At 65.9% G+C, this 25795-nt stretch carries 23 protein-coding genes and 1 tRNA gene; 10 read left to right on the top strand and 14 right to left on the bottom strand.

Translation table 11 applies throughout. The features are described 5' to 3' along the window. A partial coding sequence (locus V7082_RS11405; protein WP_334148594.1) for a hypothetical protein occupies positions 1-362 on the bottom strand: 362 nt, incomplete at its 3' end. A gap of 460 nt (positions 363-822) precedes the next feature. Between V7082_RS11405 and V7082_RS11400 the strand changes: the two genes are divergently transcribed. Further along, the gene (locus V7082_RS11400; RefSeq protein WP_334148592.1) at positions 823-1644 is read left to right on the top strand and encodes a hypothetical protein; all 822 of its coding nucleotides are present in this window, start codon (positions 823-825) and stop codon (positions 1642-1644) included. A 176-nt stretch (positions 1645-1820) separates the two neighbouring features. Here V7082_RS11400 and aguB read toward each other — a convergent pair whose 3' ends face one another. The 3 genes from aguB to V7082_RS11385 all read right to left on the bottom strand — a co-directional run bounded on the left by aguB (position 1821) and on the right by V7082_RS11385 (position 4335). After that, complete coding sequence (aguB, locus tag V7082_RS11395) at positions 1821-2681, bottom strand: N-carbamoylputrescine amidase (RefSeq protein WP_334148590.1); 861 nt, start codon at positions 2679-2681, stop codon at positions 1821-1823. Positions 2682-2694: 13 nt separating this feature from the next. Then, positions 2695-3723 carry an agmatine deiminase family protein gene (locus V7082_RS11390; protein WP_334148588.1) on the bottom strand — a complete coding sequence of 343 codons (1029 nt, stop codon included), beginning with the start codon at positions 3721-3723 and terminating at the stop codon, positions 2695-2697. Positions 3724-3903: 180 nt separating this feature from the next. Beyond that, positions 3904-4335, bottom strand: coding sequence for a hypothetical protein (locus V7082_RS11385; protein WP_334148587.1), 432 nt, complete (start codon positions 4333-4335; stop codon positions 3904-3906). Positions 4336-4606: 271 nt separating this feature from the next. Between V7082_RS11385 and V7082_RS11380 the strand changes: the two genes are divergently transcribed. The 8 genes from V7082_RS11380 (at position 4607) to V7082_RS11345 (ending at position 11251) form a co-directional block, all read left to right on the top strand. Continuing rightward, positions 4607-4681, top strand: a tRNA-Gly gene (locus V7082_RS11380). Positions 4682-5813: 1132 nt separating this feature from the next. Continuing rightward, on the top strand, positions 5814-6557 hold the full coding sequence (locus V7082_RS11375) for an ABC transporter ATP-binding protein (RefSeq protein ID WP_334148585.1): 744 nt from the start codon (positions 5814-5816) through the stop codon (positions 6555-6557). Beyond that, positions 6547-7254: an ABC transporter ATP-binding protein gene (locus V7082_RS11370; protein WP_442909782.1), complete on the top strand. Its 708-nt coding sequence runs from the start codon at positions 6547-6549 to the stop codon at positions 7252-7254. Before V7082_RS11375 ends, V7082_RS11370 begins: the two co-directional genes overlap by 11 nt. Further along, entirely contained in the window at positions 7244-7528 is a 285-nt protein-coding gene (locus V7082_RS11365) for a hypothetical protein (RefSeq protein ID WP_334148583.1), read from the top strand. Before V7082_RS11370 ends, V7082_RS11365 begins: the two co-directional genes overlap by 11 nt. A gap of 27 nt (positions 7529-7555) precedes the next feature. Then, positions 7556-7915 carry a hypothetical protein gene (locus tag V7082_RS11360; RefSeq protein ID WP_334148581.1) on the top strand — a complete coding sequence of 120 codons (360 nt, stop codon included), beginning with the start codon at positions 7556-7558 and terminating at the stop codon, positions 7913-7915. An 80-nt stretch (positions 7916-7995) separates the two neighbouring features. Continuing rightward, entirely contained in the window at positions 7996-9294 is a 1299-nt protein-coding gene (locus V7082_RS11355; RefSeq protein ID WP_334148579.1) for an ABC transporter substrate-binding protein, read from the top strand. A gap of 78 nt (positions 9295-9372) precedes the next feature. Further along, a complete protein-coding gene (locus V7082_RS11350; protein WP_334148578.1) occupies positions 9373-10239 on the top strand; it encodes a branched-chain amino acid ABC transporter permease in 867 nt (288 codons plus the stop codon). Further along, a complete protein-coding gene (locus tag V7082_RS11345; protein ID WP_334148577.1) occupies positions 10232-11251 on the top strand; it encodes a branched-chain amino acid ABC transporter permease in 1020 nt (339 codons plus the stop codon). Before V7082_RS11350 ends, V7082_RS11345 begins: the two co-directional genes overlap by 8 nt. 331 nt (positions 11252-11582) lie before the next feature. Here V7082_RS11345 and V7082_RS11340 read toward each other — a convergent pair whose 3' ends face one another. The 8 genes from V7082_RS11340 to V7082_RS11305 all read right to left on the bottom strand — a co-directional run bounded on the left by V7082_RS11340 (position 11583) and on the right by V7082_RS11305 (position 20708). Further along, positions 11583-14651, bottom strand: a complete 3069-nt coding sequence (locus V7082_RS11340) for an efflux RND transporter permease subunit (protein ID WP_334148575.1) — start codon at positions 14649-14651, stop codon at positions 11583-11585. Further along, positions 14651-15778 carry an efflux RND transporter periplasmic adaptor subunit gene (locus tag V7082_RS11335; RefSeq protein WP_334148574.1) on the bottom strand — a complete coding sequence of 376 codons (1128 nt, stop codon included), beginning with the start codon at positions 15776-15778 and terminating at the stop codon, positions 14651-14653. Before V7082_RS11335 ends, V7082_RS11340 begins: the two co-directional genes overlap by 1 nt. A 38-nt stretch (positions 15779-15816) precedes the next feature. Then, complete coding sequence (locus V7082_RS11330) at positions 15817-17268, bottom strand: GntP family permease (RefSeq protein WP_334148573.1); 1452 nt, start codon at positions 17266-17268, stop codon at positions 15817-15819. 3 nt (positions 17269-17271) lie between these two features. After that, entirely contained in the window at positions 17272-18315 is a 1044-nt protein-coding gene (locus tag V7082_RS11325) for a patatin-like phospholipase family protein (RefSeq protein ID WP_334148571.1), read from the bottom strand. 86 nt (positions 18316-18401) lie between these two features. Next, the gene (locus V7082_RS11320; RefSeq protein ID WP_334148569.1) at positions 18402-18968 is read right to left on the bottom strand and encodes an HdeD family acid-resistance protein; all 567 of its coding nucleotides are present in this window, start codon (positions 18966-18968) and stop codon (positions 18402-18404) included. A gap of 147 nt (positions 18969-19115) precedes the next feature. After that, on the bottom strand, positions 19116-19421 hold the full coding sequence (locus tag V7082_RS11315) for a hypothetical protein (RefSeq protein ID WP_334148567.1): 306 nt from the start codon (positions 19419-19421) through the stop codon (positions 19116-19118). Positions 19422-19634: 213 nt separating this feature from the next. Beyond that, complete coding sequence (locus V7082_RS11310; RefSeq protein WP_334148565.1) at positions 19635-20144, bottom strand: YqhA family protein; 510 nt, start codon at positions 20142-20144, stop codon at positions 19635-19637. Between the two features lie 279 nt (positions 20145-20423). Next, a complete protein-coding gene (locus V7082_RS11305; RefSeq protein WP_334148563.1) occupies positions 20424-20708 on the bottom strand; it encodes a GlsB/YeaQ/YmgE family stress response membrane protein in 285 nt (94 codons plus the stop codon). Between the two features lie 329 nt (positions 20709-21037). Between V7082_RS11305 and V7082_RS11300 the strand changes: the two genes are divergently transcribed. Further along, positions 21038-21550: an inorganic diphosphatase gene (locus V7082_RS11300; RefSeq protein WP_334148561.1), complete on the top strand. Its 513-nt coding sequence runs from the start codon at positions 21038-21040 to the stop codon at positions 21548-21550. A gap of 44 nt (positions 21551-21594) precedes the next feature. On the opposite strand, the gene V7082_RS11295 is transcribed toward V7082_RS11300, so the two are convergent. Both V7082_RS11295 and mprF read right to left on the bottom strand, forming a co-directional pair. Next, positions 21595-22962 carry an AcvB/VirJ family lysyl-phosphatidylglycerol hydrolase gene (locus V7082_RS11295; protein WP_334148559.1) on the bottom strand — a complete coding sequence of 456 codons (1368 nt, stop codon included), beginning with the start codon at positions 22960-22962 and terminating at the stop codon, positions 21595-21597. Next, positions 22959-25568, bottom strand: a complete 2610-nt coding sequence (gene mprF / locus V7082_RS11290; RefSeq protein ID WP_334148557.1) for a bifunctional lysylphosphatidylglycerol flippase/synthetase MprF — start codon at positions 25566-25568, stop codon at positions 22959-22961. Before mprF ends, V7082_RS11295 begins: the two co-directional genes overlap by 4 nt. Positions 25569-25795: the final 227 nt, after the last annotated feature.

The following is a 25795-nucleotide window of genomic DNA, read 5'->3' as shown; positions in this document are numbered from 1 at the left end:
AAGAAGCCGGCGCCGGTCCGCATGGCGGCCCAGTGGGCGCCGTCCCACGAGACGAAGCGCACGAACCGGTCGGAGAGCGCCGTATCGCCTTTCTTGATGACGAGAGCACCGACGTCGGCGTCCCAGGCGAACGAGGCGCATTGACCGTCCCATGTCTGGAACTCGGTCGTGGGAGCCGGATCGCCGGGCGACTTTCCGGCCTCGCTGAGCGAGAGGTTGGCCCCGACCCAGCGGGCCGTGACATGGGCGCCGGAGCAGGACCTGAAGTTGAGCTTGTTGTCCTCGTAGGCGAGCGTCTTGGCTTCGAGCGCGGAGGAGAGGCCGACGAGCGCGGCAGCGAAGGCCAGGGGGCGGGCGAGCATGGTCTGTCTCCTGGAGAGCGGGTTGGTCACTGCCGCGGTTCTGGCATCCCGCGGCGCCGCCGAAAAGGCCGCAAACCCATACGGCGATTGACGTTTTTGTGAGGCGCGGGCATGTGCGGGAGCAATGTGCAGTCGAGACGTGAAGGTTTTCCAGGAAGCCGTGTTTGCTACCTGGATATGCCGGGAAAATCGCCGTCGTGCTGGATACGTAAAGCCACGTAGGGAAGGCGGTCGAAATGAGTCCGACCTTCACAAAGCTCTTTATCCGGACGGGCTTAACCCGTGCGCGCGTCCCTGGAAATATGAGGTGCGATAGAGCTCTGATTTTACTTGGAAATATTAGTGTTTTTAAGTCTATCGCGTATAGCCTCAAGATAAACGAAGCAGTATGATGCCTGCGTTGTTTGCATCGCACCAAGCAACACGCCTGACATCGCAAACCCCAAAAAATGGAGTTCTCATGAACCTCCAAGAGCAGAGATTTGCCTGCTTGCGGATGGCGATGGAGCTCGGCTGCAAGGCCGACTCGATCGTGCACGTCGCAAGACAGATGAGTGAGTTCCTGGAAGCACCGCCCTTCGTGCCGGCCCCGGCCGCTCAGCCGGGTCTGGACGCCGTCGCCGACTGCGGAACCGCCCTGGCCGAGCCTGTGCTGGCGGTGGAAGCCGCTGTCGAGGCCGTGTCCGGAGCCGCCGAGGCGCCGGCCGAGGAGGCTGCCGCTGAGGAGGAGGTCGTCGTAGCCGCGCCTGAAGCCGCTGCAGAGGCGGTGGAGAGCGAGCCTGCGGCGGAAGCTATAGTGGCTGCAGCGGATGAGACGCCTGCGGAGGACGCACCGGCGCCGGCCGAGGCAGGCGATGGAGCGGAGATTGTCGCTGCGGCCGCCGAGGCGGCTCCGGAAGCCTCGGAGGAGGTCCCAGCCGCGGAAGAAACCGTGGCCGAGGCCCAGTCTGAGGAGGCCGCGTCTGAGGAGGCCGCTCCTGCCGACGCTCCCGCTGAAGCCGAAGCCGCTCCGGCCGAGCCCGAGGCGGAAGCTTCCGAGCCTGTCGCTGAGGCTGCGCCCGCCGAGCCTGAGGCTCCGGCCGCCGACGAGGCTCCCGCCGAAGCAGCGGCTGAGGCGTCATCGGAGCCGGTCGAGGCACTGGTCGCGAGTGAGGACGCGCCTGCAGCCGAAGCCGCCGCCGAGGAGGCCGATGCTGAGCCAGAGGTCGAGGTTGCGCCCGAGGCGATCGCTGCCGCGAGCGGTGCGACCGAGGCGGCTGCCGTTCCGGCCCCTGCCGAGTAGAGAGTAACGAGAAACGCGTGCACGTCACGTCGTCCCCTGCGCAAGGATGACGAGAGGAAACCGAGTTGAGGAGGGCGGGCTGGCTGCGAGGCCATCAGCCAGTTCGCTCGACACTATAGGCTGGATCGGCGCAGAGAGTGGCGCTCGAGTGTCCGGCTCTTTATCGCACGAGCGCTCTAGAGGATGCTCTTCTCGTAGAGGTCCGTGCGCCGGTCGCGGAAGAAGCCCCAGTCGGCGCGGTAGCTCTCGATCGAAGTGAGGTCGAACGTGTGCATCAGCACGCCTTCGTCCTCCGCGCCGAAGCTTTGCACCAGCTCGCCGCGATGGTCGGCGATGAACGAGTGCCCGTAGAACCTCTGCTTTACGCCGTCGTTGTCCTCGAGCCCGATGCGATTCGCTGCCACGATCGGCACCGCATTCGACACCGCATGCCCCTGCATCGCCCGTTGCCATTGCACGTGCGTATCGAGGCTCGCGTCGTAAGGCTCAGACCCGATGGCCGTCGGATAGAAGAGCACCTCCGCACCCGCCACCGCCATCGCCCGCGCCGTCTCAGGATACCACTGGTCCCAGCAGATGCCGACGCCGATGTGCCCGCGCCTGGTCTTCCAGGTCTTGAAGCCCGTGTCGCCCGGCCGGAAATAGTACTTCTCCTGATAGCCGGGGCCGTCCGGGATATGGCTCTTGCGGTAGACACCGAGGATCTCCCCGTCCGCGTCCGCGATGGCGACGCTGTTGTAGTAGCGCGGCCCGTCCTTCTCGAAGAACGAGATCGGGATCACGACTTCGAGCCTCCTAGCGAGCTTGCGGAACCTCTTGACGCAAGGGTGCTCGTCCGCAGGGAACGCCGTCTCGAACCACTTCGGATCCTGGCGCGTGCAGAAATAGATGCCCTGGAACAGCTCGGAGGGCAGCACGACGTCCGCGCCGCGCAGGGCGGCTTCGCGCACGAACGCTTCGGTCTTGTCGATGTTGGCGTCCATGTCCGGCCCGTACGCCGTCTGGATGCCAGCGACGGTGATGCTGCGTGTCTTCATGGCGCTCGCCCTTTCATGCCTCGGGCTCCAAGTCTCTCGGCTCCTGCTGCGTGATGCAATGGAACGAGCCGCCACCGGCTTCTCCGCAGCCGAGGAGGCCGCGCGAAGGCACGCCCAGCACCTTGCGGTCGGGGAACACCTCGCTCAAGGCGGCGAGCGCCGCATCCTGGGTCGGGGTCCCGTAGACGGGCACCACCACCACGCCGTTGCCGATGATGAAGTTCATGTGGGACGCGGGCGACACCTCGCCGAGCGCGTTGCGGTAGCGCCCCACGCCGGGGATGCGGATCACCTCGAGCCTGCGCCCGGCCGCGTCCGTGGCGTCGGCGAGCCGCGCCGCGATGGCGTCGAGAATGGCTGCGTTGGGGTCGTCGTCGCCCGCTGCGGCCTGGCACACGACGCGTCCCGGCGCCACGAACCGCGCGATGTTGTCGATGTGCCCGTCCGTGTGATCGCCGAGAAGGCCCTCGTCGACCCAGATCACGGTCTTGGTGCCGAAGCCCTTGAGCGCGGCTTCCGCCTGTCCGGTCGTCCAGCCGTTGCGGTTGGGGTTGAGCAGCGTCTGCCGGGTGGCGAGCACCGTGCCTTCGCCGTCATGGTCCATGGCGCCGCCTTCGAGCACGAAGTCGAAGCGAACGATCTCCGCCCCCGCCATCTCCGCCACGCGGTCGCCCACGGTGGAATCGTCCGGCAGGTCGTACTTGCCGCCCCAGCTGTTGGTCTGAAACCTCAGCGCGATGCGCTTTCCGCCGCGAAACGCAAAGATGGGACCCGTGTCGCGCAGCCAGATGTCGCCGTACTTGGCGGAGACGAGCTCGGCCGCGCTGCCGACGGCGTCGAGGGCCGATTTCGCCGCCTCGTCGCCGTTGACGAGCAGGCGCACGGTGTTGCCGGCCTCGCTCAGCGTGGCGACGAGCGCCGTCACATCCGCGCGCGGCGTCGCAAGATCGCCGTTCCACTCGGAAGCGTCCGCCGGCCACGCCGTCCAGATGGCGGACTGCGGTGCCCACTCGGGGGGCACGACGATGGACGGTTCGGTCATGACGCGCGGTGTCCTTGCGTGGGCGTTGGCTCGGAGCGGGGTCATGCCCCGTAAAGCCGGCGAATGCAATACGCGCATGACCGGGCTCGCCGATGAGTGTGGCATGAAAAAAGAACGCCGGCATATGCCGGCGTTCTGGTCGTTTCCGTACTGGGGAGGTCTGTCTCCGGGACGCGTTGTCTACTGAGACGCGGGACCCGCGGGCGCATCCTCAGGACTGCGCGTCGCCGGGCCGGTACGCGTATCGGGGAAGCCCTGGACGCCGCTCGAATCCTGGCTCGGCTGTGTCGTGCGCTGATTGTTGTTCAGGGTCCCGGGATTGCTCATGCCGCCTTCGCCGGATGACGCGCCGGTGCTAGCGCCGTTGCCATCCTGACCGGGCGCGCGCGTCGCGGGGCCCGTGCGGGTGTCGGGGAAGCCTTGCACGCCGGGGCCTGACGTCGGCTTGGTAGGCCCGATGGCGCCCGGATCGGCATTGAGGCCATGCTCCTGGCTTTGCTGGTAGAGATATTGCTCCTGGTGCTTGTCCGTGGAGCGATCCTCCGCCAGTGATGGCGTCGCGAGCGCCGCAATTGCAAAACCGCTCACGAGGATCTTCTTGGAAAGGACCATACCGCTTTCCTCCTTATCATTGCCGCCACCTGTGCGGGGCTATGCGGGGGTAATTCGAGAGAAGGGAACGGGTTCCCCCGCGTGTGGCCATACGCGCAGCCGATGGAGATGCAAAAGGCCCCGGAGCGGCCCGAAAGGCCCGAAATCAGGGCCTGCGACGATATTTGCGACCTCATGCCGTGCGACAGAATGCTGGCCGCAGCTACCGCCGCCGCCGTGCTTGCGCATTCCCCGCAGGACCGCTATCAGACATATCCTGCCACACCGGCGCGCGGGCGTAGTTCAGTGGTAGAACATCAGCTTCCCAAGCTGAGTGTCGTGGGTTCGATTCCCATCGCCCGCTCCAAGACCGGACGCCGTTTTGCGCTCCTGTCTCCGCCGTCCGCGATGCGCCGGCGCCATCTGTAATTTGCGACTGATGCTTCCAGCCCTTGCGCATCGCGTGAGTGCGTTTGCGCTCCGCTTTGGCGTAAGTGCCGGAGAACCGGCTAGCGGATCGGGCCCAAGAGAGAGCTCGTTTTCCGCGCTGAGCTCACGTTCAATCTCTTTCGCATCCGAGCCTGTAGGTGTTTGCTGACGCAAGCGGGCGCGCGATCGCGCCCGTCCGTGGCGGCCTAAATCGATATCACCGCCGCACGCACGGCCAAGCCGGGAGCGAGATCTGCCGGCGCCGATCGATCGCGCGCGAATTACATCCCGAGGACGTCCAGCGCGTGTCTCGGATCCCTGAACGGCACGCCATGAGGTGCCGATCGGCACCGAAGCCGCGCGTCAGACACTCTGGTCGTCGAGCGGCATGAATATCTTACTGCAGAATTCATGTTTAAAGACAATGTATTGAATTAAATGATGGATTTTTAGATTTTCCAGTTTCTCGACCAATCGGCCGATGGAGATAATTCAAAATTACAACCGCATGCAACCAATTTAATCCAATATAGGTTTGCAGGTGCAGCATCGTCGAGTTAGATAAGCGAAATTCCAACACAATACGAATTTTGCGACTGCGAAATGGCGGCTGCATGTTTTGCTTGGCCAGCACCTTATAGCTTGTCAGAAATTTTCAGCGTCATAAAGTAGCAGCCGCAAACGGACACGTGGTGGTCTAAATTGGTCTAAAATGGTTCGGATTAATGCTTGTTTCTGCGATTTTAGAGCGCTGCAATCTGGCCTCGGATGAAATGCGAAAGCACCGGCGCATGGCGAACGCGGTCGGACGTTTCCGCTTTTGCGCGAACGGGGAGATCGGGATGAAGGCCGAAGGCGATGCCGGACATGGGCCGATTGGCGTCCATTCCCGTCGTGATGCGGACGCGCGCGGCAAAGGTGGCGCTACCCGTCGCGGCCCCCGAAAGAGGCGCGCGCCGGCGAGGCGATCCTGATGGCGAAAGAGCCGAAACGATAAAGCGAGATCAATCGCTGCGTTCAACACGAGGGAGGAGACACTGTCCGAGACACCTATTCTCGAGCTCCGTAATGTGACCCGGAAGTTCGGCGGCCTGACAGCCGTCAACGACCTTTCCTTCAGCGTGCGGCGCAACAGCATCCATGGCCTGATCGGTCCCAACGGCGCCGGCAAGACGACGACGTTCAGCTTGATCAGCGGCTACTACAAGCCGACGAGCGGACAAATCTTCTACGACGGACAAGACGTGTCGGGGGTGAAGACAAGCCATCTCGCGCAACGCGGGCTCGTGCGCACCTTCCAGGGTACGACGCTGTTTCATGAGCTGACCGTCATGGAGAATGTCCGCGTCGGCTGCCACCGCAGCGCCCGCGCGGGGTTCCTGTCGCGCATTATAGGCTCCGATTCGGCTATCGAGCGCGCCGCCGAACGCAGGGCGCAAGAAGCACTCGAGCTGTTCGACCTCGGCCCCTATGCGAACGAGCCGACGGCGAGCTTGCCGCACGGTCACCAGCGCGCGCTCGGCATGGCCGTGGCATTCGCCGCCGGGCCGGCGCTGATCCTCCTCGACGAGCCGTTCACCGGCATGAACCCGGAAGAGACGCGACGCATGATGCAGCACGTGCGCCGCGTGCGCGACGAGCACGGCATCACCGTCATGCTGGTCGAGCACGACATGCAGGCCGTGATGGGGCTCTGCGAGCGTATTACTGTCATGAACTTCGGGCAGCGCCTGACGGAGGGTTTGCCCGACGAGGTGCGCACCGATCCGCGCGTTATCGAGGCTTACTTGGGGCGCGAGGACCATGCTGCTTGACGTTCGCGACGTGCATGTTCACTACCAGAAGGTCGCGGCCCTGAAAGGCGTTAGCCTCCAGGTGCCGGAGGGCGGGATCGTCACCATCGTCGGCGCCAACGGGGCCGGCAAGAGCACCACGTTGCGCAGCATCTCCGGCCTGGTCAAGCCTTCGAAGGGCGAGATCCTGTTCAAAGGCGAGCGCATCGACAATCTGCCGCCCGAGAAGATCGTCGCCCGCGGCATCGCCCATGTGCCGGAGGGCCGGCGCGTATTCCCCGATCTCTCCGTCGAGGAGAACCTGCGCATCGGCGCCTTCCTCCGCTCGGACACGGCGGGCATCGAGCGCGATATCGAAAGCGTGTTCCAGCGCTTTCCCCGCCTCCGTGAGCGCCGCACGCAGTGGGCGCGCACGCTTTCGGGCGGCGAGCAGCAGATGGTGGCCATCGGCCGTGCGTTGATGTCGGGGCCGAAGCTTCTCCTGCTCGACGAGCCGTCCATGGGTCTCTCTCCGGTCATGGTGCAGGAAATCGCGCGCATCATCGCCGACATTGCCGGAACGGGCGTGCCGGTGGTGCTCGTGGAGCAGAACGCCGGGCTCGCGCTCAAGCTCGCCTCCTACGCCTATGTGCTCGAGATCGGCACCGTCGCTCTCGAGGGCCCCGCCGCCGATCTCAGGACCAACGATCACGTGCGGAGGGCCTACCTTGGTGGATGAAACGTGGACCGACCGCGACCTGATCGCCGCGGGCTGGCGCGAGGCCGACCTCGATTGGGAGCGCCTCACTCTCGAGGCACTCGCCGATCTGGGCGAGGGCCGCGAGCAAGAGGCGCTCGACGGCATCCGCAAGGCGCTCTACGTGGCGCGCACCCATTTTGCCAAGGGCGACCCGCGGCTCGCGTCGAGCCTCACGAACCAGGCTGCAGCCCTCGCCGCGGCCGATCCGCCGGCGGCGACGGGTGTGATCGTCAGAGCCGCGCTCGAAGCGTAGGGGGACTGCGAGGGGGCGATCGCGGGCATGACCCCGCCGCGCCGGGCTCGCTCCTCGCTGTTCCATCTGCGCATGGAGCAGCGTCACCGCGAAACCTACGCCGAGCGCTGGCGCGACGAGAGCCGACAGCGGCTCGCGGACGTGCGCGCCGGTTTCGCCGGAGCCGAGGCGCTGGTGCTGGTCGGACGCGCGGAAGCCCGCGAGCGCATCGCGCTCTGGCTGCGCGAGCGTCCGCCGGCCCTCGACGATTCAAGGAAGCTGCTCGCGGCGGTCATCCTGCTCGCGGCGCGGGGGCCTCGCGCCAACGCGTCTGTGTCGCCGGGGACAAGGGAAACTGGCGGTCACGCCAGCGACAGAAGGGATGAGACGAAGCCGGCCTCATTCTGAGGAATAACAACCTGAAAGCGGCGGGAATGGCCGGAGAGCGTCTCCGAGTGCAAGACCGCCCACTAGCGGAGGAGTTTGTGATGACGTCGGATACCAAGATGAAACTGAGCAGGAGAACTCTGCTCGCCAGCACCGCGGCTTCCGCGCTCCTGCCGGTGGTCGGTGTCCCGCGCGTGGCCTTTGCCGCAGACGATGTCGTGCGGATCGGCTTCCTCGCGCCGCTCACCGGGCCGGTCGCTGCCTGGGGCAAGCCCGGCCTCGACGGTTGCCAGATCTGGGCGGACTGGACCAACGCCGCCGGCGGCGTCAAGATCGGCGACAAATCGTACAAGGTGGAGCTGGTGTCCTATGACGACGAGGACGATGCCGGCAAGGCCCGCGTCGGCGCCACCAAGCTCATCCGCGAGCACGGCGTCAAGTTCATCATGATGCTCGGCGGGAACTCCTGGCCCGGCGTCGAGGAGATCGCCGCGCGCCAGGGCATGTTGTTCTCGACCCTGCTGCCGAGCGACCTCTCGCCCTCGACCAAGACGCTGATCGCGCCCTGCGAGGTGCATCCGATCTACAACGTCACCGGCGTCGAATGGCTCGCGGCCAACCGGCCGGAGCTCAAGACCGCTGTGATCTGCGCCCAGGACGACGCGCTCGGTAAGCCGTCGGTTGCGACCTATCTCGCCGCCTTCGAGGCGGCCGGCATCCAGATGGCGGGTCCGCCCCTGTTCTTCGATCCCGATACGAAGGACTTCGCGCCGGTGATGACCCAGCTTCTGGCCAAGAACCCGGACATCCTGTGTCTCGACACGTGCTATGCCGACTACGTTCAGCCGTTGTGCGAGCAGGCGTTCCAGCAGGGTTACAAGGGCCAGATCATCTCCTGCACGCTCGATTTCTACCAGCGCATCATCGAGCGGACCTCGAAAGAGTTCATGGAAGGCGTGATCTTCCAGTTCCCGGACTTCGACGATCCGGCCTTGAACGACGAGCGCATCAATTTCCGCGACCCGAACAAGTTCTTCGCCGAGTACGTGAAGCGGTTCGGTGCCAATGAATGGTCCGCCGTGTCGTGGGAATACGCTTCGATTCTCGACCTCTGGTCGGATGCCGCGCAGCGCGCCGGCAGCGCCGAGCCCGCGAGCGTGCTGCCGGCCATGCAGGAAGGCGGCAAGGGTAAGCACGCCTTCGGCGAGGCGCGCTGGTGGGGCAAGGACCTGTTCGGCATCGACAACGCGCTGGTCGGCGACTGGCCGGTGGTCGTCATCCGCGACGGCAAGGCGAGGATCGCAGAGTTCCGTTCCATCCCCGCATGGTGGGACAAGCACGGCGATCTCCTGATCAAGCACATGACCGATCTCGGCCAGATGTGGAACCAGCGGACCTGATGGTCCCCCGAAGGGGCCGGGTCCGCGCCCGGCCCCTTCACGATTGAGCACCGAACGGGGGAGCGATCGGAACAGCCGATGCCTGAATTTCTTCTGCAAACCATCTTCAACGCATCCTACGCTGCAAGCTATATGGCGCTGATAGCCGTAGGACTCGTGCTGATCTTCGGCGTCATGGGCGTCATAAACTTCGCCCACGGCGACCTCTACATGGTCGGCTCCTACGCGGTCGTCTTCTTGTACGCCGGCTTCGGCCTGCCGTTCCTGGTCGCGGTGGCGGCCGGACTTATCTTCGTCGGCTTGCTCGGCATTCTGATGGAGATAGCGCTGTTCCGGCCGCTGCGAACGAATCCGCTCGGCGGATTGATCGCTTCGATCGGCTTTCTCCTGATGCTGCAGTCCCTCGTCGTGCTCGGCTTCGGCCTGCGCAACCAGCACATTCCGCCGGTCTCCCAGGGCGGCATCACCATCGGCGGCGCCTTTCTCACCTACGAACGGCTCGGTGTGATCGTGGCGGCAGTCGTGCTGCTTGGTTCGTTGTGGCTGTTCTTGAAGCGCAGCAAGTTCGGATGGGCGCTACGCGCCTGCGCCCAGGATCGGGAGGCCGCAGCGCTCCAGGGCATCTCGATCAACCAGACCGCGCGCTACGCGATGTTCATCGGCGCGGGCCTAGCCGGCGTCGCCGGCGCCATGACGGCGCCGCTCGTGTCGCCAACGCCTTTCATGGGGCACACCGTGATCGTGACGGCCTTCATCATCATCATCGTCGGCGGGATCGGCAGCCTCGAGGGCGCTGTCGTGGCGGCCATCCTCTACGCCTTCGTCCATACGTTCGTGACGACGTTCTACGACGGCGTCGTCGCCAACATCGTTGGCCTCTTGCTGATGCTCGCCGTGCTGGTGGTCAAACCGCAGGGCCTGTTCGGAGTGCGCGAACGTGCTTGAAAGAAACACGACTCTCCTTGGCATCGTCCTCCTCGGAGCCGTCCTCATCGCGGCCCCGCATCTGGTGAGCTTCTCCCAGCAGGAGATCCTCGTCCTGCTCACCATCAACGTGCTTGTGGTGGCGAGCTACCGGCTCCTGACCTTGACCGGAGAATGGTCGCTCGCCCATGTGGTGATGATGGGCGTCGGCGCCTACGGCAGCGCGCTCTACGCCAAGAACTTCGGCGTGCCCGTACCGCTGGCAATGATCGCCGGCGCGGTGACGGCGGGCGTGACCGCGTCTCTCCTGAGCTTTCCGCTGTTCCGCATGAAGGGCTTCTACTTTCTGATCGGCTCCTTCGCCGCCGGCGAGGTGATCCGCCTGATCTGGAAGCGTTTCACGGATCCGTTCGGCGGCCCGAAGGGAATCCAGCGCATTCCGGGCTTCCCGGAGATCGATCTCGGTTTCGTGCGCATCGACTTCTACAACCCCGAGAACTACTATTATCTCGCGCTGATCGTGGTGCTCGCCTCGCTGTGGGTGCTCTACCGCATCGAGCGCTCGCGCATCGGCCTCACCTTCCATGCCATTCACTGGCAGGACAAGCTGGCGGAATCGGTCGGTGTCGATACGTTCCGCTACCGCATGATGGCGTTCGTCATCGCCTCGTTCTTCGCTGGTCTCGCCGGCGCGCTCTATGCGCACTACCTCATCACCGTCAATCCGAACCAGTTCAACGTCGACACCATGGTCTATGTGCTGATATGGGCCATCGTCGGCGGCACCACGCGCTGGTACGGCCCGATCCTGGGCGTCGTCGTCCTGACCATCATCGACGAGGTCGTGCTGCGCGCAATCGGCGTCGACCAGCTCCGCCCGCTGCTCTACGGCGGCATCCTGATCCTTGCCATCCTGTTCCTGCCGAACGGCCTGGAAAGCCTGGTCATCCGGGCATCCGAGGCGTTGCGCCAACGCGGCGCGGGCTCAGGCCCTAACGGGACTGCCGCCGCGCCGCCCGAAACGCGCTCGTGACGGGATGGGACTTGCCCATAGGCAACCCGGAGCCGGCATGGCACCGCGTCGTGCCGGAAGGGGTGGAAGTCAAGGTGAGTAAAAAAGGCGACGGAGCTGGTCTCCGTCGCCTTAGCAAAGACTTCGAGGGCCAATGCCGCTGACGGCGGCTTTACGAAGGCCCCATCGCTTGGAGCCTATCCCCGGGCGCGGCCAGTTCTCCCGGCCGCGTAACCTCCAAACTGGCTGGAAACATGCGTTTCCAGCCAATTTTTTGGCCGAAAGCCAGCTCGGATTTTCCAGCCCGCCGGCCCCGTGTGGAGATCTTGCGCGGTGAGATCGTGCTGTCGGCTTATTGCGCCGCCGGTTGCTGCGTCCCGCCCTCGGTCCTCGCGCTCCTCCACCCGAACCATGCCGCATAAAGGGTCGGCAGGAACACGAGCGTCAGGAGCGTCGCGACGAGCAGTCCGCCCATGATCGAGAACGCCATCGGGCCCCAGAAGACCGTTGGCGCGATCGGGATCATGCCGAGCACCGTCGAGATCGCGGTCAGCATGATGGGGCGGAAGCGTGTCGAGCTCGCTTCGATGGCGGCGGTCGCAACATCCTGCCCCTTCGCCCGTTCGGACTCGATCTGGCCGATGAGGATGACGGCATTCTTCGTGATCATGCCGAGGAGCGCCAGGATTCCGAGGATCGCCACGAATCCGAGCGGCCGTCCCGAGACGAGCAGCGCACCGACGACGCCGATCAGCCCCAGCGGGCCGACACTGAGCACCAGCGCCAGGCGCTGGAAGCTGCGGAGCTCTATCATCAGGACGGTGAACATGATCAGAAGCATGAGCGGCACGACGGCGACCACGGATGCTTGCGACTTTTGGCTCTCCTCCACGGTGCCACCCTCGACGATGGAGTAGCCAATGGGGAGCTCCTTGCGCAGCACTTCGACGTTCTGCGCCAAGGCGGTGACGACCGTCTCCGGCAGCGTGCCTCCGGAGACGTTGGCCTGCACGGTAAGCGTCGGAACCCGGTCGCGACGCCACACGACCGGTTGGTCCTGCGTGTATTCGAACGTGGCGAACTGGCTCAAGGGCACGGTCCGGCCACCGGGGAGGGAAACCTGGATATTGCGCAGCGTCGCCAGCGAGACCCGCTGCTCGTCGGTGGCGCGAACGACGACATCGACGAGATAGATGTTGTCGCGAACCTGCGTCACCGTGTTGCCGGAGACGACGGTGTTGAGGACCGAAGCCAGCGCCTCGGAGCTCAAGCCGAGCTGACGCGCCTCGTCCTGGTCGACAACGATACGAACCTCGCGCGTCGGCTCGATCCAGTCGAAATTGACATGCTCGGCCTGGGGGTTGGCCGCGACGACATTCGCCAGCTTGAGCGCGATATCCCGGACCACACTGATATCCGGGCCGCTGACGCGGTACTGGACCGGCCAGCCGACCGGAGGACCAAGCTCGAGCGGCGAGATACGGCCCACGATCTGCGGGAAGTCCTTCGAGAGCAGCGCTTCGAGCTTCTTGTGCAGCCGCTCACGCGCCGCGACATCCTTGGCGACGACCACGGCCTGGGCGAAGAAGGCGTTGGGTAGTTGCACGTCGAGCGGCAGATAGAAGCGGATGGCGCCCCGTCCGACGTAGGTGCTCCACCGGGCCACGTCGTCGTCGTCGCGAAGGGTCGCATCGATCCGTTCGGCGACGTCCTGGGTCGCGAAGATGGATGCGTTCTGCGGCAGACGCAGGTCCACGAGCAGCTCGGGGCGGTCCGACGACGGGAAGAACTGGCTGGGTATGAGCGGGAGCCCGAGCAGCGACGCGATGAACGCGCCGAGCGTTGCCGCGATCGTCAGGCCCTTTGCCCTCACAGCCCGCGTGAGAAAGCCGCGGTAGATCCCGAGCACCTTGCTCGGCTTGGTCTCGGCGGTGGGCTCGGGGACTTTCAGGATGGCAGTGCAGAGGAGCGGCGCGAATATGACGGCGACGCCCCACGACACGAGGAGCGCGATGGTGACGACGGCAAACAGCGAGAAGGTGTATTCGCCGGCCGAGCTTGCGGCGAACCCGACGGGCACGAACCCGGCGATGGTCACGAGCGTTCCGGCGAGCATGGGGAACGCGTAGGTCCGGAACGCGAACGCGGACGCCTCTTCCTTGCTGTCTCCGGCGGCGAGACGGGTCAGCGTCGCATCCGTCACCGTCATCGCGTCGTCGACCATCAGCGCCAGCGCGATGATGAGCGCACCGAGAGAGATGCGCTGCATGTCGATGCCCGTCAGGTCCATGATCGAGAACACGATGGCCAGCGTCAGCGGAATGGAGAGCGCGATGATGAGCCCGGCGCGCACCCCGAGGCTGATGAAGCTCACCACCAGGATGATGGCGATCGCCTGCCACAGCGATGTCATGAATTCCGAGATGGCGCCGTCGACAGTCACGGCCTGGTCCGCGACGAGCTGCGGCTCGATACCGATAGGCAGATTGGCCTTGAGCTTCTCCATCACCCGCGTGATGTTCTCGCCGAGGGCGAGGATGTCTCCGCCGTCGCGCATGGCGATGGCGAGGCCGATGGCAGGCTTGCCGTTGACGCGGAACAGCGGCTGCGGAGGATCGGAGAAGCCGCGCCGCACGGTGGCGATGTCGCTGAGGCGCAGCGTGCGGTCGCCGACGGCGAAGTTGACGTTGAGAACGTCCTGTTCGGAGGTGAACGCGCCGGAGACCCGGAGCGACAGCGTCTCGTCGCCGGTCTCGATCGTCCCGCCCGGGCGCACGATATTCTGCGAGTGAAGCGCGCGCACCAGCGCCGAACGGTCGATGCCGAGCGTGGCGAGCTCCTCGACCGAGAACTCGACGAAGATCTTCTCGTCCTGGGCGCCCAGGATCTCGATCTGTGATACGTCCGGCACCTTCAAGAGCTCGGAGCGCACGTCCTCCACGTGGTCGCGAAGCTCGCGATGGCCGAACCCATCCGCCGTGAAGCCGTAGATGATGCCGAAGGTGTCGCCGAAATTGTCATTGAAGCCCGGGCCGACGATGCCCATCGGCAGTGTGGAGCGCATGTCGCCCACGTTCCGGCGCACCTCGTCCCAGATGTCGCGAACCTCGCGCGCCGTCGTGTCGCCCCGGAGGTTGACGAAGATCGTCGCCACGCCGGGCTTGGTGTAGCTGCGCAGGAAGTCGAGCTTCTCCGTCTCCTGCAGCGTGCGCTCGAGACGTTCCGTGACCTGGTTGAGCGTGTCCTCCATGGTCGCGCCGGGCCATGCGGCCTGAACGACCATGGTCTTGATGACGAAGGTCGGATCCTCGGCGCGCCCGAGCCGGTTATAGGAGAAAATGCCGGCGACCACCGCCACGATCATGAAATAGATGACCAGGGAGCGGTTGCGGAGGGCCCATTGGGAAAGATTGAAGGCCATTAGGGCTCCGATCCGAGGATGCGAACCTTCTGCCCCGGATGGAGCGCCTGGGTGCCGGCCGTTATGATGACGTCGCCCTCATCGAGGCCTTCCGAGACGAGGACGCTCGCCGGATCGAAGCGTGCCACCTCGACGTTGCGCAGCGACACGCTGAAATCTTCCGGATTGACGATCCACACCGCCGGCTGGCGATCGATCTTCGTTAGCGCGCTTGCCGGAATTTCGATCGCCGCCTGCGCATCGCGTTGGACCTGGCCGATGACCGTGGCGCCGAGCCGCATCGCTTCCGGAGGCTCGGTGAGCCCGATCTTCACCTCGAAGGTTCGCGTGACGGGATCGGCCTGAGGCGCGACCGTCCGGACCCGCCCGAGGGCTTTCACGGACGGATCGTCGGCCAGCCGGACCTCGATGATGGAATCGCCGGGAACCGACCGCAGGATATGCGCGGGAACGTCGAAAACGCCGTCCCGTCCCGCCTGGCGCGCGACGCGGACGATCATCTGACCCGCCTGCACAACCTCGTGTGCATCGGCCCCGGTTGCCGTCACGATGCCGGGGGCGTCCGCCACCAGCTCGGTGAAGGCGACCTGATCCTCCGCGACCCTGAGCTGCGCCTCCGCCGAGTCGAGTTGCGCTTCGGCCGTCGCCCGCGCCTTTTCCGCCTCGTCGAACTGCGCCTGCGTCGTCCAGCCTTGGCCGAGCAGCGTCTGCTGGCGCTCGTAACGATTGCGGGTCTGGACCACCGCCGCGCGCGCGGCGGTGACGGCGGCCTGTGCGGAGCGCAGCGCGTTCATCTCGTTCATCGGCTCGAGCCGGGCCAGAACCTGGCCGGCCTCCACGCGATCTCCGGTGCGGACGGTCCGCTCGATCATGCGACCGGAGATGCGGAAGCCGATCGAGGCTTCGTCCTCCGCCTCGATGCGCCCGGTGAGCGTGATCGGCTGCGTCACGGCCGAGCTCTTTTCCACGGTTATCGTTCGAACCGGCCGTGCGGCAGGCGCCGCGGCCTCGGGTGCCTCGCGGCATGCGGCAAGCGGCACGGCGGCCAGAAGTGCACCGGCCGCCAACAGACGCACGGTCCATCTGCCAGTCTCGCTTGCGCGAAGGTCTCGGGTCAGTCTGCCCATCGAATGGTTCCTAGGACGGTTGCAGAGGATCCTCGATCTCAGAATGAGCCGAAGAGGGAGCCCAGAATGATGACCGCTGCGAGAGCGATCAAGGCCCCAAGAATACAAACCACAACGATATCGCGGTAGCTCTCGCGGTGCGTGGAGCCGCACACGGCGAGCAGGGAAACAACGGCACCGTTGTGCGGCAGGCTGTCGAGTGTGCCAGCCCCGATCACGGCCACGCGGTGCATCAGCGCCGGGCTGATGCCGGTCTCGGCCGCGAGCTTCATGTAGGTCGGCCCGAGCGCATCGAGCGCGATGGTGAGGCCGCCCGAGGCCGAGCCGGTGAGTGCGGCGAGGATGTTGGTGGCGACGGCGAGTGAGACCAGCGGCCCGCCCTCGATGCCAAGCACCCACTCGCGCACCAGCTCGAAAGCCGGCATTGCCGCCACCACCGCACCGAAGCCGACCAGGCTTGCGACGCTGAAGATCGGCAGCACAGAGGCGTTGACACCCGCTCCCATCGTCTCCCGCAGTGAGGGAAAGCTGCGGAAGTTGATGGCGACGACGGCGATGATCGCCGCCAGCAGCGCCACGATCACCGACCACACGCCACCGACCGCTGCGAAGGTGGTGGCGCCCCAGCGGTCCTCCGCCAGGAAGGACACGTCGAGGCGGGGCAAAACGACGAACGACATCAGAAGGTTGACTATCACCACGACGATCAGCGGCAGCGCCGCCAGATGCACCGGCGGGCCGACCGCGGCGTGTTCGCCTTTCTTGATCTCGGCGGGGTCGAATTCGCGCGCCGTGGTCGCGCGCTCGCGGACGATTTCGTCGGTCGCCGCGTCGACCGCGGCGTCGTCTTCGCTGCCGAACCCCTCGCCCCGGCTCCGGGCCGCCATCTCCACCCGCTTCAGCCACCACAGGCCGAAGCCGAGCATGATGGCGGATGCGAGAATCCCGAGGCCCGGCGCGGCGAAGGGCGTGGTGCCGAAGAACGGCATCGGGATCGCGTTCTGGATCGCCGGCGTGCCGGGCATGGCCGACATGGTGAAGGTGGAGGTGCCGAGCGCGATCGCCGCCGGCATGAGCCGGCGCGGAACGCCGGCGCTGCGGAACAAGGCGAGCGCCATCGGAGCGAGCACGAAGAAGGCGACGAACAGGCTTACGCCGCCGTAGGTGACGATGGCGCCGGCGAGCACCACCGACATGATGGAGCGCTCAGGCCCCATTTTGTCGGTCATGTACTGCGCGATCGAGGAGACGGAGCCGGAATCGTCCATCAGCTTGCCGAACAGCGCACCGAGCAGGAACAGGGGGAAGAACTGCGCGACGAAATCCGCCGCGTTGCTCATGAAGATCTGCGTCCAGCTCGCAAGCAGCGGCTCACCGGCGAAAATGGCGGCGATCAAGCCAGCGAGCGGGGCGAGGATCAGGACGCTCCAGCCGCGATAAGCGAGGAAGACGAGGAACCCGAGGCCGATCAGAATACCGAGCAGTCCCATGGCTTACTGCACCTCCGCCAGCAACTGGTCGATATCGAGCGTCGACTTTTTGCCGATGTCGTTGCTGTGCTCTTTCAGGAATTGCTCCCCGGCCTTGCGGCCTTCCTCGCGCAGCATGCTGACGAATTCCCATTCGGCGTTCAGTTTCGAGGAGGCGCCGAGCTCGGCCATGATCGGGTTGCGCACGATATGCACGCGCATGCGCGCCCATTGTGCACCCTCGCCGTCGCCCGGGTTGGCGATCTTGCGCAGCAGCGCCATCATCTTCAGTTCCTTGATCAGCACCGCATTGAACGACACCTCGTTCAGACGATTGAGGATGTCATGCGCCGTCTTGGGCGTGCCGGGCCGCTCGATCGGATTGACGGGAATGAGGATGGTGTCGTCGGATACGAGCTCGTTGACCAGCGGCGCGATCGTCGGGTTGCCCGAATAGCCGCCGTCCCAATAGATCTCCCCGTCGATCTCCACCGCCTGGAACAGCGTCGGCAGGCAGGCCGAGGCCAGGAGCACCTCCGGCGTGAGGTCGGCGTTGCGGAAAATGCGCGGGCGGCCGGTGCGCACGTTGGTGGCGGTGATGAAGACCTTGATCGGGGAGTCGCGCAGCCGGTCGAAGTCGATGGTTTTTTCCAGGACCGGCGTGAGCGCATTGCTGCCGCCGGGATTGAGGTCGTACGGCGAGTAGAGTCGCGACATGATGTCCATGAAAACGAACATCGGCGAATGGTCGAGCGACCAGCGGCCGAGCAGCCGGTCGATGGGGCCGCGCTGGAACGGGCTGAACCGCGCCGCTTCCGACACCGTGCGCCAATAAACATCGAGCGCCTTGCGCGCGCCCTCCGCCCCGCCCGCGGCGAAGCCGTCGGCCAGCAACGCGGCGTTCATCGCGCCCGCCGAAGTGCCGGACACGCCTTCGATCTTCAGCCAGGGCTCTTCCAGCAGCCGGTCGAGCACGCCCCAGGCGAACGCGCCGTGCGAGCCGCCGCCCTGCAAGGCGAGATCGACGAGAACCGGATCTTTTCGGCCTCTGGAATGCGCATTCGACATCGGAGTCTCCGGATTGAGATCTCAGCCGATCTGCCCTGCTGAAGCGGGCACGATGTCCCGGAGGTTCGGTCTGAGGAGGTCTGATCTTAAGGCTGGGCCCCTCGGGGCTCGCGACGGAGCTGCAGTCCGAGCGCGATCCACCATGCGCCATGCAGCAAGAGGTCGATGCCCACCAGCGTGCCCAGCACCCAAAGTCCGCTCACGGGCCACTTCGACAGGATCACGAACCCGGCAAGGACGCCGATGGCTCCCGACAGAAGAAGCAGAAATCCGGACCACTGCCAATACTGGAAGGACTGAAAAATACGAACGACGCCGGAAACGATGAGCGCCAGCGCGAACACGAATGTGAGCAGGATGGATGCGGCCAGCGGATCGGCGATCAGCGCGACGCCGCAAATGCCGTAGAGCACGCCGACCAGTAGCCGCGCGACGAAGCCGCGCCAATGGGGTGCGGAGAAGGAGTGAATGACCTCCGAGGCGCCGGCGACGAGCAGGGTGAAGCCGATCACGATCGCGCTGATGACGGTCGCGAGCGCGACATCGCCGAGAATGAAGAAGCCGGCGGCAATGAACACGACGCCGAGCAGGAGCGCGCTCCACCACTTGGTCGCCGAGCCTTGCCCCGGATGAGCGGCGGATGTGTCGGCCATGGAGTTTTCACCAATGAGATGGATGTGCAGTTAAAGAGAAGCCTGAAAACTCAAACAGCCCCTGGGATTTCCATCCCAGGGGACGCGCATTTTCATTATCCGATTTCAAACGGCCGGCAAATAGACAATCGGTCGCGAGCAGGCGTACTATTCCTGGCCGGGGACCGGCCCGCGCATCTCCGGCGTCTTGCCGCTGACGGTACCCGTCGCAGGAAGCTTTCCGGCTTCGTCGCCCATCCTCAGGCGTCCGTCCTCTGTCGTCGTTGTGCCGCCCGCGTCCGGTCCCGTCATGTCCGGCACGGCGCCACGCATCGTTTCGGAGGGGGGAAGCTTGCCTTCATCGCCCAACGTCTGGGGCGGGCCCTTGGGTTCAGCGGTGCCGCCAGCGATGGCGGACGCAGAAAAAGCGCCGATTGCTGCAATCGCAACAGCCGACGTGATGGAAAGCTTCATAGATTTTGACTCCTTGAAAGAGGTTCTTGTCACCGGGTGTTTCTCCACGGGGCGGACTATAGGCATATTTCCTTCGGCTGGAAAGAGATGTGGTCATTGACAGCAAAAAGTTAACCCGCGTAGCGGGGCCGTGTGCGATGGGAAGGCACTCGAATTGTACTTTCTTCGGCATGTCGGAAGGCCCGCTCCGGCAATTCGCGGGCCTCAGCGCCTCTACTTGTTTTCGCCGTGATCGCCCGCGCCGCCGGGGCGATGGTGCGAGCCGTTGACGACAAGGAAAAGCGTCAAGGCTCCGATCATCAAGGCGACCGCGATCCCCAAATGGAGGAAGTCGAGATCGGTGATGCGCGCGACCGCCTCCTTGGCGAAGAGCACGGCAAGAACCGCAACGATGACGCTGATCAGGTTGTTCTTCAGGTCCTCGAGGTTGTTGATGATCAGCCATTTCGGCAGCGGGAGCGTGTTGTCGATGAACAGCACGAAAAGCCCGGCGCAGGTGATGTAGCCGACGATGGCGATCAGGAACACGTCGATCGCGCCCAGTAATCCGACTGCGAGCAGTCTTCCACCTTCCGGAGAAACGGTCGCCTCTCGGATGGTGGCGAAGATGCCCGACGCCACGACGGCGGTCTCGTAGAAGATGAGGGCCACCGAGCCCGCGTAAATGCTGACGATGACGACGAGGATGACAAACTTGCTCGAGGCCAGCAGGTTGCGCAGCATGAGAGATCCTCGTCGATGAGATGGGTATGCCGGCCCGAGCCGGGCACGACGGAATGCGAGCGTGGGAACACCCGCGGCGAGAGCGCGATGGCGCGCCCTTGTTATAGCGGGTCTTCTGCGGACTGAAAACTGCCGCGGAGCGACGACAAACAACGGGCCGCGTACGGAGGGCCTTTCCTCGGATGGGGACGCGCGCCGTGGGCGGGCGGCGTCAGGTCCGGGAAAATTCCACAAACTTTCTCGGATACACGGCCCCTGGTCGGGTCTCCGCGAGATCCGCTACGACCCGTTGCGATTGCGAAACCAGAGTGCGGCGAGCACTAGGAGCGATCCGACCACCGCCGCCGTCAGGTCGCGCAGCGAGATCGTGACCTGATCGAGCCCGGGGAACAGGCCGAGGGCGCGGAACAAGAGGCCGCCGATCAGGGCTCCGACCAACCCGAGACCGAGATTGGTCGGGAGGCCGAACCCTTTGCGGTCGCGTTTGACGACGAGACCGACGAGGCTGCCGCCGATCAGGCCGACGACGGCCCAGACGATGATCTGTGCGAGCGAGATGGACATGGAGCCCTCCAGGGTGCGCCGTTTTGCGGCGATGCATGACCGAGCGATGGCGCGAGGCGGCGCCAGCGTGCGCGCATGTATGGTGTGCGCGCCTGTATATCGCGGGGACGGCCGGTTTCGCGAACGAAAGTTGCGGGCAGGGCGCCGAAAGCCGGGAACGGCGTTTCAACGGCCTCGGTATCGGGATGGCGCTGCGGGATGCCCGCGGCCGGCGGCGGCATGCCGCGAGCGGGGTTACGCCACGTCTCCCATTGACACCGCAAGATCTCGTTGGGAGAAAGTCCCACGCGAGGGCGGAGCCGTCGAAGAGTGCGTGGGGACAGATACGCATGCCGGAATTCATGAGCCTCGCGCCGTTCGACGCCAAGGGGCGTGTGCAGATGGTGGTTGAGACCCCGCGCGGCTCGTCGATCAAGTTCAAGCTCGACGAGGAGAGAGGCGTCTTCACCGTCTCGCGCAGCCTCGCCGCCGGCATCACCTATCCCTTCGATTGGGGCTTCGTACCCGGTACCAGAAGCGAGGACGGCGATCCCGTCGACGCGCTCTGCCTCCACAGTCACCCGAGCTTTCCCGGCGCCGTCCTGCCCTGCAGGTGCCTTGCGCTCGTCTCCATCGAGCAGAAAGGGCTTGAGGGGCGTGTCGGCAACCCCCGTCTCATCCTGGCGCCGGCCTGGGACGGCGGCGACGTGCTCGAGATCGGGGCCGAGCTCACCGGGCGCGTCAAAGCGGAGCTCGAGACGTTCTTCCTCAACGCGACGCTCTTCACCGACAAGGAGGCGCGCGTCGTCGGCTGGCAGGAGGCCGACGCCGCCGGGCGCTATCTCCGCGACGCTTGCCTCTAGAACGCCTGCCTCTCGCGAGCCGGCGCGCCGATCTCCATCCCATCTCAATGAGCCCCCGCCTCATGGCCGCCGAGCCGGCTCAGGAAGCGCTGCGCGAGGCCGGTATAGTTGCCGTCGAAGTGATGGCCGCCCGTGGTCTTGACGATCGTGGCATGGCGGAGTGCCGTGTCGGCACAGGCGCTCTCCGTATCCTGCTTGCCATAGACGCACACCACGCGGTCGGCGGGCAGCGCGGCGAGCGCGGGCACGACGGAATACCCCGTGTCGTCGATGCCGAGCCAGCCGCTGATGGTGATCTGGAACGACGTCGACCGTCCCGGCGCGAGGAGGCCGATCACGCGCGTCCGTTCCTGGACGGCCTTGGGCAGCAGCGGAAAGGCGAACGGGATCGTGTCCGCCCCGAACGAATAGCCGATCAGCATGATCGGCAGGGCGTCGGTCGAGTCGGCGGCGTCGACGAGGAAGGCGATGTCCCTGGCGAGGTCCTGCGGCGTCCGCTTCGACCAGAAGTAATGCAGCGCGTCGAGCCCGACGACGTGCACGCCCTGGGTTGCGAGCCATTCGCCCATCGTCTTGTCGAGGTCGCGCCAGCCGCCGTCGCCGGAGATGAGGATCACGAGCGCGCGCGGCGTCGTGCTCGCGGGAAGGTCCACGGCGGGGAGGTCGCCGAACGGCCGTGCCACGCTGGCGAGATCGGCGACCTCGCGCGCAATCTGCTCCGGCAGCGTCGGAGGATCGATGGCGATGACGGTGATGTCGTCGCTGCGCGGCGCGACCGCCGCCTCGAGCGCCTCCTGCGCCTCGGCCGGGACGAGTAGCGACGCACGCCCCGGAATGTCCTTCTCGAACCCGTACGCGAGCGCCTTTTTATCCTGCGTCTTCGAAGCCTTGCTCGCCGAGCAGATCGGCAGCCGCAGGCTGAGCCGGTTTGCGAAGCCCGCCCCCACCGCGCCGCCGAGCGTATTGGGAGGCGCGGCCGTGAGCGCGGCATAGGCGAAGGTCGCCGCCTCGCCCGCCCCGACGACGATCGGCGGCAGATAGGTCTGAATGCCGAGCTGGCGCTGCGCGGTCTGCGCCGCATCCACGATGTCGCCCACCACGTCGGCGCAAGAGCCCGCGTGCGCGTCGAGCTTCTCCGCATAGCGCGAGAAATCGACCGGCAGCACGAGGGCTCCGCCGTCCTTGAGCGCCGCCACGGCGTCGTCGTCCGAGGGCTGCCATCCCGAGCGGTCGGAGAGGTAGAGCACCGTCGCTTGCGGCGTTGCCTGGGCCGGCACGACGATGGGGATCGTTCCGATGAGCCCGGCCGTGACGGTCGGAGCGCCGTCCCCCGCCGTTGGAAGCGCACCTGCCCCCGCTGGGGCCGCAAATACGAGAAGTGCAAGAGCAAGAGAAGCGGAGATACGTTTCATCGCTGGAGCAATCCCATGGGGCTGCCTGAGATCAGGCTGGTGATGTCGATAAGCGCTTGCGGCATGGCAAGCCCGCCGGGGCAGGCGAGATACTGCGGCGTCCACACCGGATCGAACTTCTGCTTGAACGCGCGCAGGCCCTCGAAATTGTAGAACTCGTCGCCGCGCCGGTAGATGAACGTGCCGACGCGGTTCCAGGTCGAGGCCAGCGGATGGTCGGCGAGACCCGCAAGCGGGGCCGCGCCGAGATTGAACCAGCGGTAGCCCTCGGCCTTGGCGTAGAGAAGAAGATGGGCGAACAGCGCGTCCATCGTCACCTTCGACACGCCGGGCCGGTAGCGCATGAGATCGATCGACAACTCGTTCCTGTCGCCGCTGCGCCAGAGGTTGGCGAAGGCGACGATGGCGCCCTCCTTCCTGAGCACGGCGCAATCGAACTCCGCAATGTAGTCGTCGGCGAAGCGGCCGAGCGAGAACCCTTTCTCGCGGCCGTTCTTGGTCGCAAGCCACGCGTCCGAGACGGACCTCAGCGCGGCGAGGGCGGCGGGAACCTCGGCCTTGGGGATCACCGAGAAGGTGATGCCTTCCCGCGCCGCGCGCTTCTCCGCGTACCTGAAGTCGTGCCGGGCGGGCCCCTCGAGCGAAAAAGTCGAAAGATCCACGCGTGCCACCTCCCCGGTCTTGAGGATGGCGAGCCCGAGGTCGAGATAGACGGGCAGCATGTCGGGCGTGACGGAATAGAACACGGCCCGCGCCCCGGCACGGTCCGCCTCCTCCGCGAACTGCCAGACGAGCCCGCGGGCGGACTTTGCCTCGCCGACCGGATCGCCGAGCGTGATCCAGCTCCGCCCCGCGACGCCGAACATGACGAACGCCTTGCCGTCGCTTGCGACGAGGAAGGACTTGTCGCCGAGCAGCGCCACGTTGGGCGTCGTCGACGGGACCGTCTTGAGGATCTCGCGCACGGCGGCCGGGATGTGCGCGCGCCCCGCCGGAGGGGCCTGCGGCCGGTGGATGAGCGCGTCGATGGCGATGGCGCCCGCGACGATCGTGAGCGCGAGGGTGGCCCTCAGAAAGCGGGGCGCATCCCCATCCCACGCGAACTGCCACCAGAGGTCCGACTGGTACTCGACATGGCGGAAGGCCAGAAAACCGATCAGCGTCAGGGATGCGAGCGCGACGCCCATGAGCGCGAGCCAGGTCCGGTTCGGGCGGAAGGCGCGCCAGTCGCCCTTGCGGTAGAAGGCGCCGGCGTTGACGTAGAGGAGGCCCGCCACTGACAGCAGGATCAGCGCCTCCTCCCAATCGAGGCCCTTGAGCAGCGAGAACGCCGCGCCGGCGACCAGGAGCACGATCGCCGCCACGCGCGCGGAGGCGATCCGGCGGTTGAGCCCGCGCGCGAGGATGATGAGCAGAAGCCCGACCAGGCTCGCCATCAGATGCGACGCCTCGGCGAACGGAAGCGGAAGCACGTGGCTCAGGAGGTCGGTGCGCAGCCCCACCGCCGGCGTGTTGCCGGAGAGAAGCAGGACGATGCCGCCGAGGAACACCAGCGTCGCGGCAATGGGCGGCACGATGCGGCGCGCCATCGGGAACGTGCGGCCCGCGGCCCTGGCGCGCGTCTGCATCCGGCCGATCTCGAACACGATGAGCGCCGCACACGCGGTCGCGAGCGGCATCAGATAGTAGATCACGCGGAACACGGCCAGCGACGCGAGCACGTCGGGCCGCGTTCCGGCGTTGAGGCCGATCAGGATCGTGGCTTCCACGACGCCGATCCCCCCCGGCGCATGGCTCACGATGCCGAGCGAGATCGCGGCCACGAACAGGACCAGGAAGACCGCAAACCCCGGCGCGACGTCGGCGGGCAGCAGCACGTAGAGCGCCGCCGCGGCCGCTCCGATGTCGCCGGCGCCGATTGCGATCTGCGCCAGCGCATTGCGCGCGCTGGGCAGCGGAAACCGCCACCCCAAGAGGCGCGCCTCGCGCCGCCCCCCCGCCAGCCAGACGATCCCGAGGCCGAGTGCGATCAGCGCGCCGAGCGCGATGAGGCGGTCGTCGGCGGGCGAGAGGAGCCGCAGGGACGGCAGCCCGGCGGGATCGAGAAGCACGCCGAGAGAGACGATGGTCATGAGGCCGGCCGCAAACGTCAGCGCCGTGATGCCGACGATGCGTCCCACATCCGCCGCATCGAGGCCGGCGGCCTGGTAGATGCGGTAGCGCACCGTGCCGCCCACCAGCACGTGAAACCCGATGGCGTTCGAGATCCCGTAGCCGACGAGCCCCGCGAACGCGGCGAGCGCGGACGACACGCGGCCGGGCACCGTGCCACGCACGGCCATCACGTCGTAGAGCGCCATGGCGGCGAAGCTCAGGGCGGTGAACAGGAGCGAGAGGCGGATGGCGTCGGCGGGCGTGGCCGCGATCGCCGCCGTGATGTCGTCGAGGTGAACCTGCCCCGTGAGGCTGTGGATGACGTAGATGGCGATGGCCGCCATCACCGCCCCCGCCAGCGGGCCGAGCAGGCGGGGTTCGATCAGTCGTTCGGCGATATCGGCGAGCCAGGCGCGGCGGGACGGGTCTTTGGCGCTATCCGTGTCGGCCATGGGAAATCGGCTCTCGAGAGGACCGTGGCAAAGGGACCGTGACGGGTTCTACGGCGCGCCAGTTTACGTGTGTCTGTCGGCGCCGGTGGGATGCCTTCGAGAAGAAATGGTTGGGGATGGGCCGAAGGGGAGCGACGAGATACGCGTGCAACGCGGCCGCGACGATCTGCGCAGGGCTGGCGGGACAGCCACAGGACAGGCCACCGCGCCGATAGGCGGCGCGCAGG

Origin of the sequence: Hyphomicrobium sp., assembly GCF_036833075.1 — a bacterium.
Lineage (GTDB): Bacteria > Pseudomonadota > Alphaproteobacteria > Rhizobiales > Hyphomicrobiaceae > Hyphomicrobium_C.
The sequence above is the reverse complement of the archived record's forward strand: the minus strand, read 5'-3'. Positions and strand labels throughout refer to the sequence as shown.

Coding starts and splice junctions, on each gene's coding strand:
- V7082_RS11390 (WP_334148588.1), bottom strand. CDS start 3,723: ATGACCGAACCGTCCATCGTCGTGCCCCCCGAGTGGGCACCGCAGTCC.
- V7082_RS11370 (WP_442909782.1), top strand. CDS start 6,547: ATGCTGCTTGACGTTCGCGACGTGCATGTTCACTACCAGAAGGTCGCG.
- V7082_RS11400 (WP_334148592.1), top strand. CDS start 823: ATGAACCTCCAAGAGCAGAGATTTGCCTGCTTGCGGATGGCGATGGAG.
- V7082_RS11360 (WP_334148581.1), top strand. CDS start 7,556: ATGACCCCGCCGCGCCGGGCTCGCTCCTCGCTGTTCCATCTGCGCATG.
- V7082_RS11350 (WP_334148578.1), top strand. CDS start 9,373: ATGCCTGAATTTCTTCTGCAAACCATCTTCAACGCATCCTACGCTGCA.
- V7082_RS11325 (WP_334148571.1), bottom strand. CDS start 18,315: ATGTCGAATGCGCATTCCAGAGGCCGAAAAGATCCGGTTCTCGTCGAT.
- V7082_RS11330 (WP_334148573.1), bottom strand. CDS start 17,268: ATGGGACTGCTCGGTATTCTGATCGGCCTCGGGTTCCTCGTCTTCCTC.
- V7082_RS11320 (WP_334148569.1), bottom strand. CDS start 18,968: ATGGCCGACACATCCGCCGCTCATCCGGGGCAAGGCTCGGCGACCAAG.
- mprF (WP_334148557.1), bottom strand. CDS start 25,568: ATGGCCGACACGGATAGCGCCAAAGACCCGTCCCGCCGCGCCTGGCTC.
- V7082_RS11340 (WP_334148575.1), bottom strand. CDS start 14,651: ATGGCCTTCAATCTTTCCCAATGGGCCCTCCGCAACCGCTCCCTGGTC.
- V7082_RS11335 (WP_334148574.1), bottom strand. CDS start 15,778: ATGGGCAGACTGACCCGAGACCTTCGCGCAAGCGAGACTGGCAGATGG.
- aguB (WP_334148590.1), bottom strand. CDS start 2,681: ATGAAGACACGCAGCATCACCGTCGCTGGCATCCAGACGGCGTACGGG.
- V7082_RS11305 (WP_334148563.1), bottom strand. CDS start 20,708: ATGTCCATCTCGCTCGCACAGATCATCGTCTGGGCCGTCGTCGGCCTG.
- V7082_RS11355 (WP_334148579.1), top strand. CDS start 7,996: ATGACGTCGGATACCAAGATGAAACTGAGCAGGAGAACTCTGCTCGCC.
- V7082_RS11310 (WP_334148565.1), bottom strand. CDS start 20,144: ATGCTGCGCAACCTGCTGGCCTCGAGCAAGTTTGTCATCCTCGTCGTC.
- V7082_RS11295 (WP_334148559.1), bottom strand. CDS start 22,962: ATGAAACGTATCTCCGCTTCTCTTGCTCTTGCACTTCTCGTATTTGCG.
- V7082_RS11300 (WP_334148561.1), top strand. CDS start 21,038: ATGCCGGAATTCATGAGCCTCGCGCCGTTCGACGCCAAGGGGCGTGTG.
- V7082_RS11385 (WP_334148587.1), bottom strand. CDS start 4,335: ATGGTCCTTTCCAAGAAGATCCTCGTGAGCGGTTTTGCAATTGCGGCG.
- V7082_RS11315 (WP_334148567.1), bottom strand. CDS start 19,421: ATGAAGCTTTCCATCACGTCGGCTGTTGCGATTGCAGCAATCGGCGCT.